Origin of the sequence: Streptomyces sp. NPDC088350 (genome assembly GCF_044753545.1) — a bacterium.
Classification (GTDB): Bacteria; Actinomycetota; Actinomycetes; order Streptomycetales; family Streptomycetaceae; genus Streptomyces.
In genome coordinates this window covers 393,605-408,873 of record NZ_JBIVNL010000007.1, presented here as the reverse complement: position 1 = coordinate 408,873, position 15,269 = coordinate 393,605, and the positions used below count along the sequence as shown (strand labels likewise).

Genomic DNA, 15,269 nt, shown 5'->3' with positions numbered 1-15,269 from the left:
CGGAACGCCTACCGGAACGCTTGTCGGAACTCCTATCGGGACTCCAGAAACGTGAGAACGGCGAGGACACGGCGGTGGTCGTCGGAGGCTTCCGGAAGACGGAGTTTGCCCAGGATGCTGCGGACGTGCTTCTCGACGGTCCCCTCGGTGACCCACAGCCGGCGGCCGATGCCGGCGTTCGAGCGGCCCTCCGCCATCAGCGACAGGACCTCGCGCTCGCGGGCGCTGAGGAAGGACAGCGGGTCGTCCCTGCGCCGCGCCGAGAACAGCTCGTGCACCAGGGAGGGGTCGACGACAGAGCCGCCCTTGTGGATGCGGTCGAGGGCCTCGATGAAATCGTCGACGACCGTGACGCGGCTCTTCAGGAGATACCCGACCTTGTGCCCGCCGGCCAGCAGCTCCAGGGCCTCCTCCACCTCGACGTACGCCGAGAGGACGAGGATGCCGGTGCCGGGATGGCGCTCACGGATCGTGCGGGCCGCCTTCAGACCCTCGGTGGAGTGGTCGGGCGGCATCCTGATGTCGACGATCGCGAGGTCGGGCCGCTCGGCGCCGACCAGTTCAAGGAGCCGTTCCGCGTCGCCGGCCTGGCCTGCCACCTCGAACCCCAGGCGCTCGCAGAGGCTCGCCAGGCCCTCCCTGAGCAGGACGTCGTCGTCGGCAAGGACGACCCGTCCCCGCGCGGTCTGCTGCGATGCGTCCATCGTCACGGCTCCCCCTGCCCGACCGGTGCGGTGCGCCACGCACAGCCTGCCGGACCGGGTCGGGTACGGCTAGCGGGTACGGGAATTGGGGGGTGGCAGTGACGACAGGGGGCCGCGTCCGAGCGATTCTCGTAGCCGTGCGGATGCGAGCGGACCGGTCTCCTCGGGCGAGAGCGACAGGTCCGACCCTCGCGGCACCCCTGGAGCCGGACGGTCGCCTCTCCGTCCGAGGAGACCGCCCGAGGCGTACGCGACGTCACCGAGTCCACGGCTCCCCCGACCTGGACCCCTCGCGTACGCCTCGGGCGGTCACATGTCCCTCCGGGGCAGCGGCAGTCGTACCGTGAGGGTCGTGCCCTCTCCGGGTGGGCTGTTGACGCGGAGCCTGCCGCCGATCGCCTCGACGCGGTCGACGAGTCCGATGAGCCCGGAACCGTTGCCGAGGTCGGCGCCCCCCGCTCCGTCATCGGCGATCGTCACCTCCAGGACGTCGTCCTCGACCCGCGCCGACACCCGCACGAAGCTCGCGCGCGCGTGCTTGGCGGCGTTGGTGAGGCACTCGGAGGTCACGTAGTAGACGGCGACCTCCGTCTGTTCCGGGAGGCGGCCGGAGGGCAGCCGCAGATCGAGTTCGACGGGGACGGCGGAGCGGCGGGCCAGCGCGCGCAGGGCCGGGCCCAGGCCGCCTTTGGAGAGGATCGCGGGGTGGATGCCGCGCGCGACCTGCAACAGGTCGGCGAAGGCGTCGTCCAGGCCCTTGGCGATGTGGTCCAGCTGCCCGGCGAGTTCCTCCGACTGCTCCTCCAGCATCGACTGGGCCGTCCTCAGGTCGAGTTGGAGCGAGACGATCCGCTGTTGGACACCGTCGTGCAGATCGCGTTCGATACGGCGTCTGGAGGCGTCCCCGGCGGCCACCACACGCGCGCGTGACGCCGTGAGCTGGTCGCGGCTGTCGGCGTTGGCGAGGGCGGTGGCGACGAGTTCGGTGAAGTCCGCGAGCCGGGACTCGGTGTCCGGGGGCAGCGGTTCGGGTCCGGCGACGGACGCCACGACGGCGCCCCACAGCCGGTCGTCCACGACGATGGGGGCACCCACCGAGCGGCCCACGCGCGCGGGGCACGCGGTGCGCGCCACCTCCGCGGCGGCGGCCACCTCGGCCTCGGCGGCGGGGCGGTGGGCGGAACCCAGGACGGTGGCGGCTCCGTCGGCGCCGTAGCGCAGGACCGCGGCGGAGCCGCTGCTCAGGACCTTGCCCACCTGGTCGGCGACCTCGGAGAACACCTCGGGCGGTGGCACCCCGCGCGCGACGAGGGTGGCGACCCGGCGCAGCGCGCTCTGTTCGCGGGCGGCGCGGCGGCTCTCGGTGACGTCACGGGCGGCGGCGTAGATCAGGCCCTCTCCGGTGACCGGGCGGGCGCTCCACTGGAGCCAGCGTTCGGTGCCGTCGTCCCGGAGGAAGCGGTTCTCGAACTCGGCCAGTTCGACGCCGCTCGCCAGCCGGGCGAGGGCGGCACGCGTGCGTGCCCGGTCCTCCGGGTGCACGAACTCCAGCCACGGTCTGTCCAGCAGTGACGCGGCGGAGTGGCCGAGGGTCCGCTCGAAGGCGGGGTTCACGCGCTTGAAGTAGCCGTCGAGTCCCGCGATGCACAGCAGGTCGAGGGAGAGGCGGAAGATGCCCGCCAGCTCCCGCTCGGCCTGGCGGCGGCGTCCGTGCGCGGCGGCGAAGGACGCCATGGTGCCGTTCATGCCGTCCAGCAGGTGTGCCCACGTCCCCTCGAACGCGGCGACGTCCGCGCGGTGGCCGAGCCGGTTGTCGTCGATCGCCGTGTTCATGGTGTCGATCTCGGCGGCGAGCCGCTCGGTGGTGACCCTCAGTTCGCGGAACGTGTCGGCGACGGCGCCGAGTTCGTCCCGGCCCGTGTACCGGATGTCGTACGACAGGTCGCCGTCGGACAGGGCCCTGGCGCCCGCGGACACCTCGCTCAGCGGGCGGGTGATCGACAGGCGCAGGGTCAGCGCGAGGCCTGTGACGGCGGCCAGCACGGCCAGCGACACGCTGAGGTCGCGCGTCTCCCGCTCCCGCGCGGTGTCGAGGTCGCTCTCGGCGTCACGGCCCAGTCCGGCGGCGGTCCGGCGCTGGATGACGCGCAGTGCCTCGATGCGCCGGGTCGAGGCGGTCAGCCAACTGTCGTACGACGGCCAGGCGTTCCTGTCGGTGTGCGGGTCGGCGAGGGTCTCGCGGGTCTTGCGGACGACGAGGCCGGGGTGCTGGAGGAGGACGACGTACAGCCTGCTCCTGAGGTCGGCGGGGGCGGTCTGGCGGAAGTCGTCCAGGAGGGCCTTCTCCAGGGCCGGCCAACGGTCCGTCGCGATGGCGTGCGGGGCGTTCGGGGTGGCGAAGAGCACGGCCAGTTCGGTGCGTTCGCGTTCGGCGGCCTCGATGGCGTTCAGGAGCGCGATGTGGGCGTCCGCCGCCTGCCCCGACCCGCGGGTCGGACGGCCGGACTCCAGTGTGGCGGCCGTCTCCAGGAGGTCGTTCTCGATCGTGTCGTACTGGTCGGCGAGTTGGGGTGCGGTGAGGGAGCCGGTCCCGATCTGCAGTCGCAGGGCGCGGAGTTGACGGTTCCGCGCGTCGAGCCGGCCCCGCACGTCGGGCTGCCCGGTCCAGCCGGCCGTGCCCTGGAAGGCGGCGTTCAGGGCGCGGTCGGTGGCGCGCCGCGCACCGGAACGTTCCTTCAGTGCCGCCGGTCCGGGACGCAGCCGTGCCTTCACGGCGGCGATCCGTTCCCTGGCGACGGCGTCGGTCAGCGCCGTGACCCTGAACGACAGCTCGGTCGCCGTACGGAAGTCCCGCATCGTCCGGGCGTCCCGCCATTGCGAGACGGCGCCGAACACGGTGAACGCCAGCATGCCGGTCACCGGGAGCAGCACCAGGAGCATCAGCTTGCGCCCGACACGCAGCCGGGCGAGGAAGGGGATCCCGAGACGGGCGGGCCGGGAGCCGCGCCGCACCGGGGACGCGGAGAGGCCGGGCTCGGGGCGGCGCGCCGCACGCACCCTACGGAGCGGGCCCGGGGACCGGGGGCGGCGCACGGTGGGCTCTCAGCGGCCGGTGGGCGGTGGATAGCGGCGGTGGTCGGTCACGTGCCCAGCCTGCCCCGAACCGGCCATGATCGTCAGGGTCTTGACGAGGTATCAGGAGGATCGAAGCGGGGCACGCACGCGTGGCGCCCGTTTTCACGACGTGTTCGGCGGATAGCCGTCGTGCGCCGCGAGGTCCTTGTCGATCTTCCTGGCGGCCTCGTCGAGGGTGGCCCTGACCGGCGCCCGGTCGAAGATGATCTTCGCGAAGGCCCGGGAGAAGGCGTCGGTGATCGCCGGATAGGCGGGCGTCTGCGGCCTGGGGCGGGCCACTCCGTCCTGGAGCTGCTCGATGAAGAGATGCTCGGCGCCGCCGGGCGCGTACTGCGGCGACAGCTTGACCGCGCTTCGGGTCGCCGGGATCGCCCCGTTGGCCACGGTCATGCGGTGCACCTGGTCGGGCCGCAGCAGGAAGGACAGGAAGCGCCATACGGCGTCGCCGTCCGCGTTGCCCGCCGGGACGCCCCACTGGAAGGAGCCCATGCCGGTGACGGTGCCCTGTCCGAAGTCGGGCAGCGGGACGATCGCGACGTCCCCGGGGAACGCCTTGTCGAACTCCGGGTACACCCAGTGCCCGCACCAGGAGATCGCGCTGCGGCCACTGACGAACGCCTTGTCGTCCTTGACCATGTCGACGAGCCCCGCCTTGGCCCAGTTCTGCATGACGGTGAGCGCCTTGACCGAACCGGGGCCGTTCACATAGCCGTTGGCGGTGCGGTGGTTCCCGGGCTCGATCAGGTCGCCGCCGGCCGACCACACGGCGGGCGCGAAGCCGTACGTGTTCCACTCCTGGCCGGGCTGCGAGTAGACGAGCCGCAGGTCCAGGGGTGCCTTGTAGCCCTGGGTACGCAACGTACGGAGGATGCCGGTCAGTTCGGAGGCCGTCCAGGCGTCCTTGGGGCCGGTCGGAATGCGCACACCGGCCTTCTTCAGGACCGACTTGCGCACATACAGGCCCATGCCGGAGTCGAAGGTGCCGATACCCCACAACCTGCCCGCGTAGGTGCCCTGTTGACGGATCGTCGGCAACAGGTCGGCGCGGACGCTCGCGGGGACACAGGAGTCGATCGGCCGGAGCTTGCCCGACCAGGCGTAGCTGTAGAGGTTGGGCCCGTCGAAGTCGAGGAGGTCGGGCAGGTCCCCGCTGGCCGCGGCGGAGAGCACCAGGTCGGTGTAGGCACGGTTCTCCGGGAGGGTGACCAGCTCGACCCGCACCTGCTTCTGCGCCCTGTTGAAGTCCTTCACCTGGTTCCGCAGCGTGGTGAACTCGCCGCTGGGGCCCGCGTGGAACCACACCGTGATGTGCGCGGTGCCGTTGATCCTCCCATCGCAGGTGGTGTCCTTCGGGGACGCGCTCGCCCCCTTGGCGTCGCTCCCGCCGCTGTCGCACGCGGCCAGCAGCAGGGCCGCGCACACCACCCAGGGGGCCAGGTTTCCACGAACCCGACGGGCCTCGCGAAGCCGACGGACTCCGGGCCACGCGCGCGTGGCGCTCGTACCGTTCATGGCACACCCCCACTCGACCACACGACTCGGTCCCCCCAGGGCGCCGCCATGCTACCGCCCGTCGCCCCGCCATCGCCCTGCGTGCACGAGAACCTCCTTTCACGCCACGGGACTTCAGCACTTTCCGGCTAGCTGGAAGGCGCGACCGACCGCTCGTTGGCAAGCTGTGCACATGTCGCTGCGCTGTCTCCTCGTCGACGACAGCGCCCGGTTCCTGGAGGCGGCTCGCGCCCTGCTGGAACGCGGCGGGGTGGAAGTCGTCGGTATCGCCTCGACGGGCGCGGACGCCGTCTCCCAGGCCCGGGAGACGGCCCCTGACGTCGCCCTGGTCGATCTCGACCTCGACGGCGAGAACGGCTTCGACGTCGCGCGCCGGCTGGTGGGCAGCGTACCGGCGGTGATCCTCATCTCGACCCACTCCCGGGAGGACTTCCAGGAACTCATCGCCGCCAGTCCCGCGCGCGGTTTCCTGCACAAGTCGACCCTGTCCGCGCGGGCGATCAGGGACGTACTGAGGGACGCCGGGCCGCCCACGCCACCGTGAGACCACCCGTCGCGACTCGGCCAGGTCACATATGCCCGATGGGCGACAGGTGTTGTCGGGACTTGGTCAACACGCTTCAATGCGGGGGATGTCGGGGCGTGAACGACGGCGTACGGATGTGAAGACCCTTCTCCGGCGCCGACGGGGGCCCCGAAAGCAACCCGCGTGAACGGCCTGACCAGCCGTTGTGAACATTCACAGAAAGGGCCCCTGCATGCCGCACGCCACACAGCAGGCGGACGTCGCCACCGCGGAGCTGGACTCGGTCCTGCGCGGCGGCCCCTTCCACGTCGCGCTGCGCGCCGCCATCGCCGCCCGCGGACTGCCCCTGCAGCGCGTCCAGCACCACCTCACGCGCTACGGGGTCAAGGTCGGCGTCACCAGCCTGAGTTACTGGCAGCAGGGCGCCCGCCGCCCACAGCGCCCCGAGTCGCTGCGGGCCGTACGGGCGCTGGAGGAGATTCTCCAGCTCCCGGAGGAGTCACTGATCCGGCTGCTCGCCGAGGCCGAGGAACGGGCGGTCGCACAGCGCCCGGCGGCCCGCTCGTACCGCTCCTTCGTCGAGGCCTCGGGCGTCCTGGAGGAACTGCTGGCCGAGCTGGAGTCGTCGCTCGACAGCGGCCTGCACACCCTGGGACACCACGAGCGCGTGCGCATCGGCGCCCATCGCGAACTGACGGGCCGTGAGTCGCAGCACATAGTGCGCGCCCACCGCGACGGCGTCGACCGCTTCGTGGCCGTCCACTACGGCGACCCGGGCTGCGTCCCGGACCGCATGGCCGTGCACGCCCTGGAGAACTGCCGCACGGGCCGCGTCCGCCGCCACCACGACACCGGCGTGCTGGTCGCCGAGCTCCTCTTCGGCACGCGATTGCGCTCGGGAGATACGTTCCTCTTCCGCTACGGCGTCGAGGACGGCACCGCCGGCGTCTCCCGCGAGTACGTCCGTGACGTCGGCATCGCGGGCGGCCAGTACGCGCTTCAGGTCAGTTTCGACGAGAACGCGCTGCCGGTGCGCTGCCACCGTTTCACCCAGCACTCGGCGGCGGCCCCGCGCAACGGCCGTCAGGAACTGCGCCTGGCCGGAGGGCACCACTCGGTGCACCTCGTCGAGCCTCGGATGCGGTCGGGGATCGTGGGGATCGGCTGGGACTGGGAGTGAGCCGCCCAGCTGGCTAGGGCCGGACGCCGTGCGGGTCAGGCGCGCGGGCCCGCGACGATCCTGCCGTTCTCGGCCGTCACCGTCAGCTCCCGCAACGGCTCGGTGGCCGGGGCCTGCAGTACCTTGCCGGTCGTGGCGTCGAACTGGCTGCCGTGGCACGGGCAGACCAGAGTCGTGCCGTCCAGCTTGTTGATGGGGCACTGCGCGTGCGTGCAGATCGTGCTGTACGCCTTGAGGGTGCCGTTCGCGGCCCGGCTGACGACGACGTTGTGATCCCGGTAGAGCTTGGCGCCCCCCTTGGCGACCTCGCTCTCCGCGCCGAGTTCCACGGGTGCGGTCGGCGTCGCGGAGGCCCCTGAGCCGCCGCCCGAGCAGGCGGTGAGTCCGAGCCCGGCGACGGGCGTGAGGGCCGCTCCGCGCAGGACGGTACGACGGCTGGGGGCGGGGCGGCCGGACATGCGGGTCTCCAGTTGTTCGCGCTGTTCAGTCTGTTCGGGCTGTTCGGGCTGTTCGGGCTGTTCGGGCTGTTCGGGCTGTTCGGGCTGTTCAGGGGTCGGTTCCGGGCGACGATACCCGTACGGTTCCGCCCGCTTTGCGGTGGGTTCGCCGGACGGCGCTCACGGTACGTAAACGTTTGCGCAAGCGTTTACGTCGAGCGGCGGATGGGATACGTTCCCGGTCAGAAGGCTCGCCGCTTCTCAAGGCTCGCCACACCTCGGGGAGGGGGACCCGCGATGGCCACCATGGTCGATGTCGCACGGAGCGCCGGTGTGTCCGTCGCGACCGTCTCGCACGTCCTGAACGACACCCGCCCGGTGCTGCCCGGCACCCGGCAGGCCGTGCTGACCGCGATCGAGGAACTGGGTTACACGCCCAACACCCTCGCGCGCTCCCTGGTGACGTCCCGCACCCGTTCCATCGGCCTCGCGGTGTCGGCGATCAGCAACCCGTACTTCACGGAGATCCTCCAGGGCGTCGAGGCCGGTGCCCTGGAGCACGGCTACAGCCTGCTCATCGCCGATCCGCACGACGACCCGGAGCACGAGCGCAAGGTCGTCCAACTCCTGCACGAGCGCCGGGTGGACGGCATGATCGTCGCACCGTCGGCGGACCCGGACGCCCTTGTCAGCTACCTCGGGCGGCACTCCGTACCGACGGTGTTCCTGGACCGGGTGGTCGAAACGCCCTCGGCCGACGCGCCCCCCTTCGACCAGGTGTGCGCCGAGAACGTCGAACCGACGGCCCACCTCGTCACCCACCTCGCCGGACTCGGCCACCGCCGCATCGGCCTCGTCGCGGGTCTGCCCGGGCTCAGCACCACCCGCGAGCGGATCACCGGCTACCGGTACGGCCTCGCCGCCGCCGGACTCCCTTACGACGAACGGCTGTTGGCGCACGGCGACTCCGAGTCGGCCGCCGCCGAGCGGGCCACCGCGACCCTGCTGTCCCGCGCCGCCCCGCCCACGGCCCTGGTCACCGCCAACAACGCGATGACCATCGGCGCCCTGCGCGCCCTGCGCGAACGCGGTCTGTCCACGCCCGGCGACCTCGCGCTGTGCTGCTTCGACGACTTCGCCTGGGCCGACCTGTTCGAGCCCCGGCTCACCGCGGTCGCCCAGCCCAGCAGGGACATCGGCGCTCACGCCGTACGGCTCCTGCTCGACCGGCTCGCCGCGCCGGACCGGACCGCCCGCGTCCTGCGGCTCCCCTGCGCCTTCGTCCACCGCACGTCCTGCGGCTGCCCCGACCAGTCCGAACAGTCCGAACAGTCCCAGAAGGGAAACATCTCGTGATCGTCGTAGCCGGTGAGGCCCTGATCGACCTGGTGCCGCAGGGCACGGGCCCCCTCGCCGCCCTCAAGCCGGCGCTCGGCGGCGGCCCCTACAACACCGCCGTCGCCCTCGGCCGCCTCGGCTCCCCCACCGCCTTCTGCTCCCGCGTCTCCTACGACGCGTTCGGCGAGGCCCTCCTCGCCGGGCTGCGGGAGGCCGACGTGGATGTCCTGGACGTGCAGCGCGGCCCGGAGCCGAGCACGCTCGCGGTCGCCACGCTCGACGCGAACGGTTCGGCCACGTACTCCTTCTACGTCGACGGCACCGCCGACCGGCTCTTCACGGTGCCCGCGGCCCTGCCCGCCGAGACCGAGGCGGTGTCCTTCGGCACCTGCTCGCTCGTCCTGGAACCGGGGGCGACCGCCTACGAGGAGTTGATGCGGACCGCCTCCGCGCGGGGCGTGTTCACGCTGCTCGACCCGAACATCCGGGCGGGCCTGATCCCGGACGCGGACGCGTACCGGGCGCGCTTCAAGAGCTGGCTGCCGTATGTGTCACTCCTCAAGCTGTCCGAGGAGGACGCGCTGTGGCTGGGCGGCACCCCGCTCGAGTGGCTGGACGCCGGTCCCTCGGCCGTCGTGATCACCCAGGGCGGGGACGGTCTCGCCGCGTTCACCCGGGGCGGCACGGTGTATCCGGTGCCGGGCGAGAAGGTCGACGTCGTGGACACGATCGGCGCGGGCGACACCGTCAACGCGGCCCTGCTGCACGGTCTGTCCGCCCGGAACGCCCTGTCCCCTGAGGGGCTGGCGGGCCTGGGCCGCGACGGGTGGACCCAGCTGCTGCGGTTCGCGGCACGGGCGGCGGCGATCACCTGCTCGCGGGCGGGGGCGGAGCCGCCGTACGCCTCTGAACTGGGCGGTTTGTAGGGGGTGAGCGGATGCGGTGCCCTGCGGGAAGTTCCGCGGGGCACCGCATCCGTGTGTCTGCTCCGTGCCGGTCAGGCCTTGCGGGCTCGCGTCGTCCTCTTCGCGGGCGTGGCCTTCTCGGCGGGAGCGGCGGCCTTCTTCGCGACCGCCGCGGTCTTCTTGGCGGCCGTCTTGCGCGGGGCCTTCACCGGGGCTCCGTCGCTGATCCGGTCGGCGTCGAGGATCTCGCGCAGGAACTTGCCGGTGTGGCTGGCCCCCACCGCGGCGACCTGCTCCGGAGTGCCCTCGGCGATGACGAGACCGCCGCCCGCGCCGCCCTCGGGACCCATGTCGACGACCCAGTCGGCCACCTTGATCACGTCGAGGTTGTGCTCGATGACGATGACCGTGTTGCCCTTGTCGACCAGGCCGCCGAGCACGGTGAGGAGCTTGCTGATGTCCTCGAAGTGCAGGCCGGTGGTCGGCTCGTCCAGGACGTAGACCGTACGGCCGGTGGAGCGGCGCTGCAGCTCGCTGGCGAGCTTGACGCGCTGGGCCTCACCGCCGGACAGCGTGGTCGCGGACTGGCCGAGCCGGACGTAGCCGAGGCCGACGTCCTTGAGGGTGTTGAGGTGGCGGGCGATCCCGGGGACCGCCTCGAAGAACTCGGTGGCCTCCTCGATCGGCATGTTCAGGACGTCGGCGATGGACTTGCCCTTGTAGTGGACGTCCAGGGTCTCCCGGTTGTAGCGGGCGCCGTGGCACACCTCGCACGGGACGTAGACGTCCGGCAGGAAGTTCATCTCGATCTTGATGGTGCCGTCGCCCGCGCAGTTCTCGCAGCGACCGCCCTTGACGTTGAAGGAGAAGCGGCCGGGCAGATAGCCCCGCACCTTCGCCTCGGTCGTCTCCGCGAACAGCTTGCGGACGTGGTCGAAGACTCCGGTGTACGTCGCCGGGTTGGACCGGGGCGTGCGGCCGATCGGCGACTGGTCGACGTGCACGACCTTGTCGACGAGGTCGTCGCCGTCCACGCGCGTGTGGCGTCCCGGCACGCTCCTCGCGCCGTTCAGCTCGCGCGCCAGGTGCGTGTACAGGATGTCGTTGACCAGGGTCGACTTGCCGGAGCCGGAGACGCCGGTGACCGCGGTGAACACGCCCAGGGGGAACGAGACGTCGATGTCCTGGAGGTTGTTCTCCCGGGCGCCGTGCACCGTGAGCCGGCGGGAGGGGTCGAGCGGACGCCGGATCTCGGGCAGCGGGATGGCCTTCTTGCCGGACAGGTACTGCCCGGTCATCGACTCCTCGTTGGCGAGCAGCTCCTTCAGGGAGCCGCTGTGCACGACCCTGCCGCCGTGCTCACCCGCGCCGGGACCGATGTCGACGATCCAGTCGGCGACCTTGATGGTGTCCTCGTCGTGCTCGACGACGATGAGCGTGTTGCCCATGTCGCGCAGCCGGACCAGGGTCTCGATCAACCGGTGGTTGTCCCGCTGGTGCAGGCCGATGGACGGCTCGTCGAGGACGTACAGGACGCCGACGAGTCCGGAGCCGATCTGGGTGGCAAGGCGGATGCGCTGGGCCTCGCCGCCGGAGAGCGTGCCGGCCGCGCGGTTCAACGAGAGGTAGTCGAGGCCGACGTCGACCAGGAACCGCAGCCTCTCGTTGCACTCCTTCAGCACCCGCTCGGCGATCTTCTTGTCGCGGGCGTCGAGCTTCATCCCGCCCAGGAACTCCGCGCAGTCGCTGATGGACATGCCGGAGATCTCGGCGATCGACTTGTCCATGATCGTGACCGCGAGGACGACGGGCTTCAGGCGCGTGCCGTGACAGGTGGGGCAGGGCACCTCGCGCATGTAGCCCTCGAAGCGCTCTCTGCTGGCGTCGCTCTCCGCCTCGCCGTGCCGGCGCTTCACGAAGGGGACGGCGCCTTCGAAGGGCGTCGTGTAGACACGCTCGCGGCCGTACCTGTTGCGGTACCGCACCTCGATCTGCGTCTTGTGGCCGTAGAGCAGGGCCTTCTTGGCGCGCTGCGGGAGGCCCGCGAAGGGGATGTCGGTGCGGAAGCCCAGCGCGTCCGCGAGGGCGCCGATGAGACGGCTGAAGTAGTCCTTGGTGTGGCCGTGCGACCACGGGTGGATGGCGCCCTCGTCGAGGGACTTGTCCTCGTCCGGGACGATCAGTTCGGCGTCGACCTCCATGCGCGTGCCGATGCCGGAGCACTCGGGGCAGGCGCCGAAGGGCGAGTTGAAGGAGAAGGAACGGGGCTCCAGCTCCTCGAAGGACAGGTCGTCGTACGGGCAGTACAGGTGCTCCGAGTACATGCGCTCGCGCTCGGGGTCGTCCTCGGGGAGGTCGACGAAGTCGAGCACGATCATGCCGCCGGACAGGCCGAGGGCGGTCTCGACGGAGTCGGTGAGGCGGCGCTTGGCGGAGTCCTTCACCGTGAGGCGGTCGATGACCACCTCGATGGTGTGCTTCTCCTGCTTCTTCAAGACGGGCGGCTCGGAGAGCTGGATGGTCTCGCCGTCCACGCGCGCGCGGCTGTAGCCCTTGGTCTGGAGGTCCGCGAACAGGTCGACGAACTCGCCCTTGCGCTCGCGCACCAGCGGCGACAGGACCTGGAAGCGGCTTCCCTCCGGCAGCGCGAGGACCTTGTCGACGACGGCCTGCGGCGACTGGCGCGTGATCGGGCGGCCGCACTCCGGGCAGTGCGGCTTGCCGATGCGCGCGAAGAGCAGACGCAGGTAGTCGTAGACCTCGGTGATGGTGCCGACCGTCGAGCGCGGGTTGCGCGAGGTCGACTTCTGGTCGATGGAGACGGCCGGGGAGAGACCCTCGATGAAGTCGACGTCCGGCTTGTCCATCTGGCCGAGGAACTGGCGGGCGTACGAGGAGAGCGATTCCACGTAGCGCCGCTGGCCCTCGGCGAAGATCGTGTCGAAGGCCAGGGAGGACTTGCCCGACCCGGACAGGCCCGTGAAAACGATGAGCGAGTCGCGTGGAAGGTCGAGCGAGACATTCTTCAGATTGTGCTCGCGCGCGCCACGGACGATGAGACGGTCGGCCACGCCGGTCCGCACCTTTCTTGAGAGAAGTGACAGGGGCGGGGCCCCCGTCGTTCTCAGACTAGGGGGAGCCACTGACAACGCCGGTCGGAATCCCGGCCGAGGCATAACAACCTCCGGCCTTCCAGCATGCCCGACGCCGCACCCGACGATATAGCACGTGCATTCGATTTATGGCACCGCTTCACCACCTTCACCCAAAGGTGTGGCGGGACTAGGGTCAGCCGCATGATTGATCACGCTCATGACCTGGCCTCTGTACGTGACGCGACCGATCGAGTGCTCACCGCAGCCGCCGCACTGGACAACGCTTCCGTGGCCGAGCCGTCACGGCTCCCCGGCTGGAGCCGGGGCCACGTCCTCGCCCACCTCGCCCGGAACGCGGACGCCCTCGTGGACGTCCTGGAGGGGCGCCCCATGTACGCGACGGCGAGCGTCCGTGACGCCGACATCGAGCGCGACGCCCCGCGCCCCCTCGACGTCCAGCTCGCCGACGTGCGCGAGAGCGGGGCCCGTTTCCAGGCGGCGGGTGCCGCTCCGGCGGACTGGTCGCGCACGGTCGAGCTGCGCAACGGGGTCGTCGACTCGGCGTCCCGGATCCCGTTCCGGCGCTGGATCGAGGTCGAGCTGCATCACGTGGACATGGGCATCGGGTACGAACTGGAGGACCTTTCCGGGGAGTTCACCGAGCGGGAGATCGACTTCCTGGCCGAGCGGTTCACCGGGCACCCCGATGTCCCGTCGACCCACCTGACGGACGGCACGCACGCGTGGAGCACGGGCCGCCCCGCCGAGAAGCCCGAAGTCACGGTCACCGGCAGCCCGGCGGATCTGCTCGGCTGGCTCTGCGGTCGCCGCGACGGGTCCGGTCTGACGGTCGACGGGGGCTCCTTGCCGACGCTGCCCCCGCTGTAGGCACGGCTATGGAAACCGATCACGGACACACGGCCCGGTCGTGGAACCGCCGGTGCCAGTCGTTGGCGTCGGGAGCGGGCCGGGCAGCGATCAAGCGCCTGGGCTCTCTCTCCGGTGACCGGCTTCGGGATCGCGTGGAGCCGGAATACTCGGCCTCCGTCGCCATCGCGAGCAAGGCATAGCCGTCGGGCACTCGAACTCCCCAAAGACGCCGGTCTCTTCGGAACGTGCTCGGGAACGGATTAGGCTGACCGCCATGACGTACAGCGGAGAGGTGACGGTCGGCGGTCCGGCGGACGTGCATGAGCTCACGGACCTGATGATCACCAAGATCGCGGTCGGGCCCATGAACAACAACGCCTATCTGCTGCGCTGCCGCGCCACGGACGAGCAGTTGCTGATCGACGCGGCCAACGACGCGGAGACCCTGCTCGGCACGATCGGCGACGACGGCATCGTGTCCGTCGTCACCACCCACCAGCACGGCGACCACTGGCAGGCGCTCGCCGAGGTCGTGACGGCCACGCGCGCGCGTACGTACGCGGGCCGCGACGACGCCGACGGCATCCCCGTGCTGACCGACGTCCTGGTCGACGACGGCGACACGATCAGGGTGGGTCAGGTGGAGCTGACCGCACGCCACCTCGTGGGCCACACGCCGGGCTCGATCGCACTCGTCTACGACGACCCGCACGGGCACCCTCATGTGTTCACCGGGGACTGCCTGTTCCCCGGCGGCCCTGGCCGGACAACACAACCCGAGGACTTCAAGAGCCTCATGAGCGGGCTCGAAGCCAAGGTGTTCACCCTGCCTGACGAGACGTGGATTTACCCCGGGCACGGCAATGACACCACCCTGGGCGCAGAGCGCCCGCATCTTGCGGAGTGGTGGGCGCGCGGCTGGTAGGCCGGCCAGACTCCCCCACCTTCCAGGTAGTTACAGCGAAGCCCCCCAGTCCTATTGGGGGGCTTCTGGCTTGCGCGCTATCGGCTCGACTGGCGCAGATGTCAGTCGCTCAAGGTGCCGTCGAGGTACTCCTGTACCGACCCGTACAGGCCGTTCGGCAACAGTCGCGGGATGTCGTCACGGGTCAGCCAGGCGACCTCTGCGACTTCCTCCGGGGCCGCGGCGCGCGCCTCGCCGGCCGTGGCCGTGCAGGCGATGTACGCGATCGGCCGGCCGGTGTCGGGGTGGACGCGCCTCCCGAGAAGGCGAGTTGACTCGACCGTGAGTCCCGTCTCTTCGAGGACTTCCCGCACCGCGGCAGCTTCGGCGGTCTCCCCCGGCTCAACCTTGCCGCCCGGGAAGGCCCACAACAGCCGCCCTTCCCGGACCTGTCGTCGGATCATCAGGACACGGCCGGAGGCGACGACTACGGCCATGGAGACCCCGGCTTGTTCAGGCGCCGTCATCGGTATCGGCCGGCTTCGACCACGGGCCCGCAGGCGGGCGCTCTGGAAGCTTGGCTCCAGGGCGTCGCATGTACCAGCGCATGAACTCCCGCAAGACCTTCCCCCGGGGACTGCGCCCCTCAGGGTGCACGGCACG

Annotated in this window: 12 protein-coding genes; 6 read left to right on the top strand and 6 right to left on the bottom strand. The window is 70.9% G+C overall.

What is annotated here, in order from left to right; translation table 11 throughout:
• Nucleotides 1-32 precede the first annotated feature (32 nt).
• The 3 genes from ACIQBL_RS26535 to ACIQBL_RS26525 all read right to left on the bottom strand — a co-directional run bounded on the left by ACIQBL_RS26535 (nucleotide 33) and on the right by ACIQBL_RS26525 (nucleotide 5,351).
• Complete coding sequence (locus ACIQBL_RS26535; protein ID WP_401945465.1) at nucleotides 33-704, bottom strand: response regulator; 672 nt, start codon at nucleotides 702-704, stop codon at nucleotides 33-35.
• Nucleotides 705-1,013: 309 nt separating this feature from the next.
• Nucleotides 1,014-3,644, bottom strand: coding sequence for a nitrate- and nitrite sensing domain-containing protein (locus ACIQBL_RS26530; protein WP_401945793.1), 2,631 nt, complete (start codon nucleotides 3,642-3,644; stop codon nucleotides 1,014-1,016).
• 297 nt (nucleotides 3,645-3,941) lie between these two features.
• The gene (locus tag ACIQBL_RS26525; protein ID WP_401945463.1) at nucleotides 3,942-5,351 is read right to left on the bottom strand and encodes an ABC transporter substrate-binding protein; all 1,410 of its coding nucleotides are present in this window, start codon (nucleotides 5,349-5,351) and stop codon (nucleotides 3,942-3,944) included.
• A gap of 172 nt (nucleotides 5,352-5,523) precedes the next feature.
• On the opposite strand from ACIQBL_RS26525, the gene ACIQBL_RS26520 reads away from it, so the two are divergent.
• A complete protein-coding gene (locus ACIQBL_RS26520; protein WP_401945462.1) occupies nucleotides 5,524-5,895 on the top strand; it encodes a response regulator transcription factor in 372 nt (123 codons plus the stop codon).
• Between the two features lie 214 nt (nucleotides 5,896-6,109).
• Nucleotides 6,110-7,057, top strand: a complete 948-nt coding sequence (locus ACIQBL_RS26515; RefSeq protein WP_401945461.1) for a hypothetical protein — start codon at nucleotides 6,110-6,112, stop codon at nucleotides 7,055-7,057.
• A 35-nt stretch (nucleotides 7,058-7,092) separates the two neighbouring features.
• Here the strand turns inward: ACIQBL_RS26515 and ACIQBL_RS26510 are convergent, their stop codons facing one another.
• Complete coding sequence (locus ACIQBL_RS26510; RefSeq protein ID WP_401945459.1) at nucleotides 7,093-7,515, bottom strand: Rieske 2Fe-2S domain-containing protein; 423 nt, start codon at nucleotides 7,513-7,515, stop codon at nucleotides 7,093-7,095.
• 276 nt (nucleotides 7,516-7,791) lie between these two features.
• Between ACIQBL_RS26510 and ACIQBL_RS26505 the strand changes: the two genes are divergently transcribed.
• Nucleotides 7,792-8,850: a LacI family DNA-binding transcriptional regulator gene (locus ACIQBL_RS26505; RefSeq protein WP_401945458.1), complete on the top strand. Its 1,059-nt coding sequence runs from the start codon at nucleotides 7,792-7,794 to the stop codon at nucleotides 8,848-8,850.
• Nucleotides 8,847-9,758, top strand: a complete 912-nt coding sequence (locus ACIQBL_RS26500; protein WP_401945456.1) for a carbohydrate kinase — start codon at nucleotides 8,847-8,849, stop codon at nucleotides 9,756-9,758. Before ACIQBL_RS26505 ends, ACIQBL_RS26500 begins: the two co-directional genes overlap by 4 nt.
• Before the next feature lie 71 nt (nucleotides 9,759-9,829).
• On the opposite strand, the gene uvrA is transcribed toward ACIQBL_RS26500, so the two are convergent.
• Nucleotides 9,830-12,808, bottom strand: coding sequence for an excinuclease ABC subunit UvrA (gene uvrA, locus ACIQBL_RS26495; protein WP_401945455.1), 2,979 nt, complete (start codon nucleotides 12,806-12,808; stop codon nucleotides 9,830-9,832).
• Nucleotides 12,809-13,033: 225 nt separating this feature from the next.
• Between uvrA and ACIQBL_RS26490 the strand changes: the two genes are divergently transcribed.
• Nucleotides 13,034-13,720, top strand: coding sequence for a maleylpyruvate isomerase family mycothiol-dependent enzyme (locus ACIQBL_RS26490; protein WP_401945453.1), 687 nt, complete (start codon nucleotides 13,034-13,036; stop codon nucleotides 13,718-13,720).
• 256 nt (nucleotides 13,721-13,976) lie between these two features.
• Nucleotides 13,977-14,627: an MBL fold metallo-hydrolase gene (locus ACIQBL_RS26485; RefSeq protein WP_401945452.1), complete on the top strand. Its 651-nt coding sequence runs from the start codon at nucleotides 13,977-13,979 to the stop codon at nucleotides 14,625-14,627.
• A 101-nt stretch (nucleotides 14,628-14,728) separates the two neighbouring features.
• Here the strand turns inward: ACIQBL_RS26485 and ACIQBL_RS26480 are convergent, their stop codons facing one another.
• On the bottom strand, nucleotides 14,729-15,133 hold the full coding sequence (locus ACIQBL_RS26480; protein WP_401945450.1) for an NUDIX hydrolase: 405 nt from the start codon (nucleotides 15,131-15,133) through the stop codon (nucleotides 14,729-14,731).
• Nucleotides 15,134-15,269 lie beyond the last annotated feature (136 nt).

What these genes read in the sequence shown, in the direction of transcription:
- ACIQBL_RS26505 (WP_401945458.1), top strand. Translation starts at nt 7,792, where the DNA reads ATGGCCACCATGGTCGATGTCGCACGGAGCGCCGGTGTGTCCGTCGCG.
- ACIQBL_RS26525 (WP_401945463.1), bottom strand. Translation starts at nt 5,351, where the DNA reads ATGAACGGTACGAGCGCCACGCGCGCGTGGCCCGGAGTCCGTCGGCTT.
- ACIQBL_RS26480 (WP_401945450.1), bottom strand. Translation starts at nt 15,133, where the DNA reads ATGACGGCGCCTGAACAAGCCGGGGTCTCCATGGCCGTAGTCGTCGCC.
- ACIQBL_RS26510 (WP_401945459.1), bottom strand. Translation starts at nt 7,515, where the DNA reads ATGTCCGGCCGCCCCGCCCCCAGCCGTCGTACCGTCCTGCGCGGAGCG.
- ACIQBL_RS26485 (WP_401945452.1), top strand. Translation starts at nt 13,977, where the DNA reads ATGACGTACAGCGGAGAGGTGACGGTCGGCGGTCCGGCGGACGTGCAT.
- ACIQBL_RS26520 (WP_401945462.1), top strand. Translation starts at nt 5,524, where the DNA reads ATGTCGCTGCGCTGTCTCCTCGTCGACGACAGCGCCCGGTTCCTGGAG.
- ACIQBL_RS26530 (WP_401945793.1), bottom strand. Translation starts at nt 3,644, where the DNA reads ATGCTCCTGGTGCTGCTCCCGGTGACCGGCATGCTGGCGTTCACCGTG.
- ACIQBL_RS26515 (WP_401945461.1), top strand. Translation starts at nt 6,110, where the DNA reads ATGCCGCACGCCACACAGCAGGCGGACGTCGCCACCGCGGAGCTGGAC.
- ACIQBL_RS26535 (WP_401945465.1), bottom strand. Translation starts at nt 704, where the DNA reads ATGGACGCATCGCAGCAGACCGCGCGGGGACGGGTCGTCCTTGCCGAC.
- ACIQBL_RS26490 (WP_401945453.1), top strand. Translation starts at nt 13,034, where the DNA reads ATGATTGATCACGCTCATGACCTGGCCTCTGTACGTGACGCGACCGAT.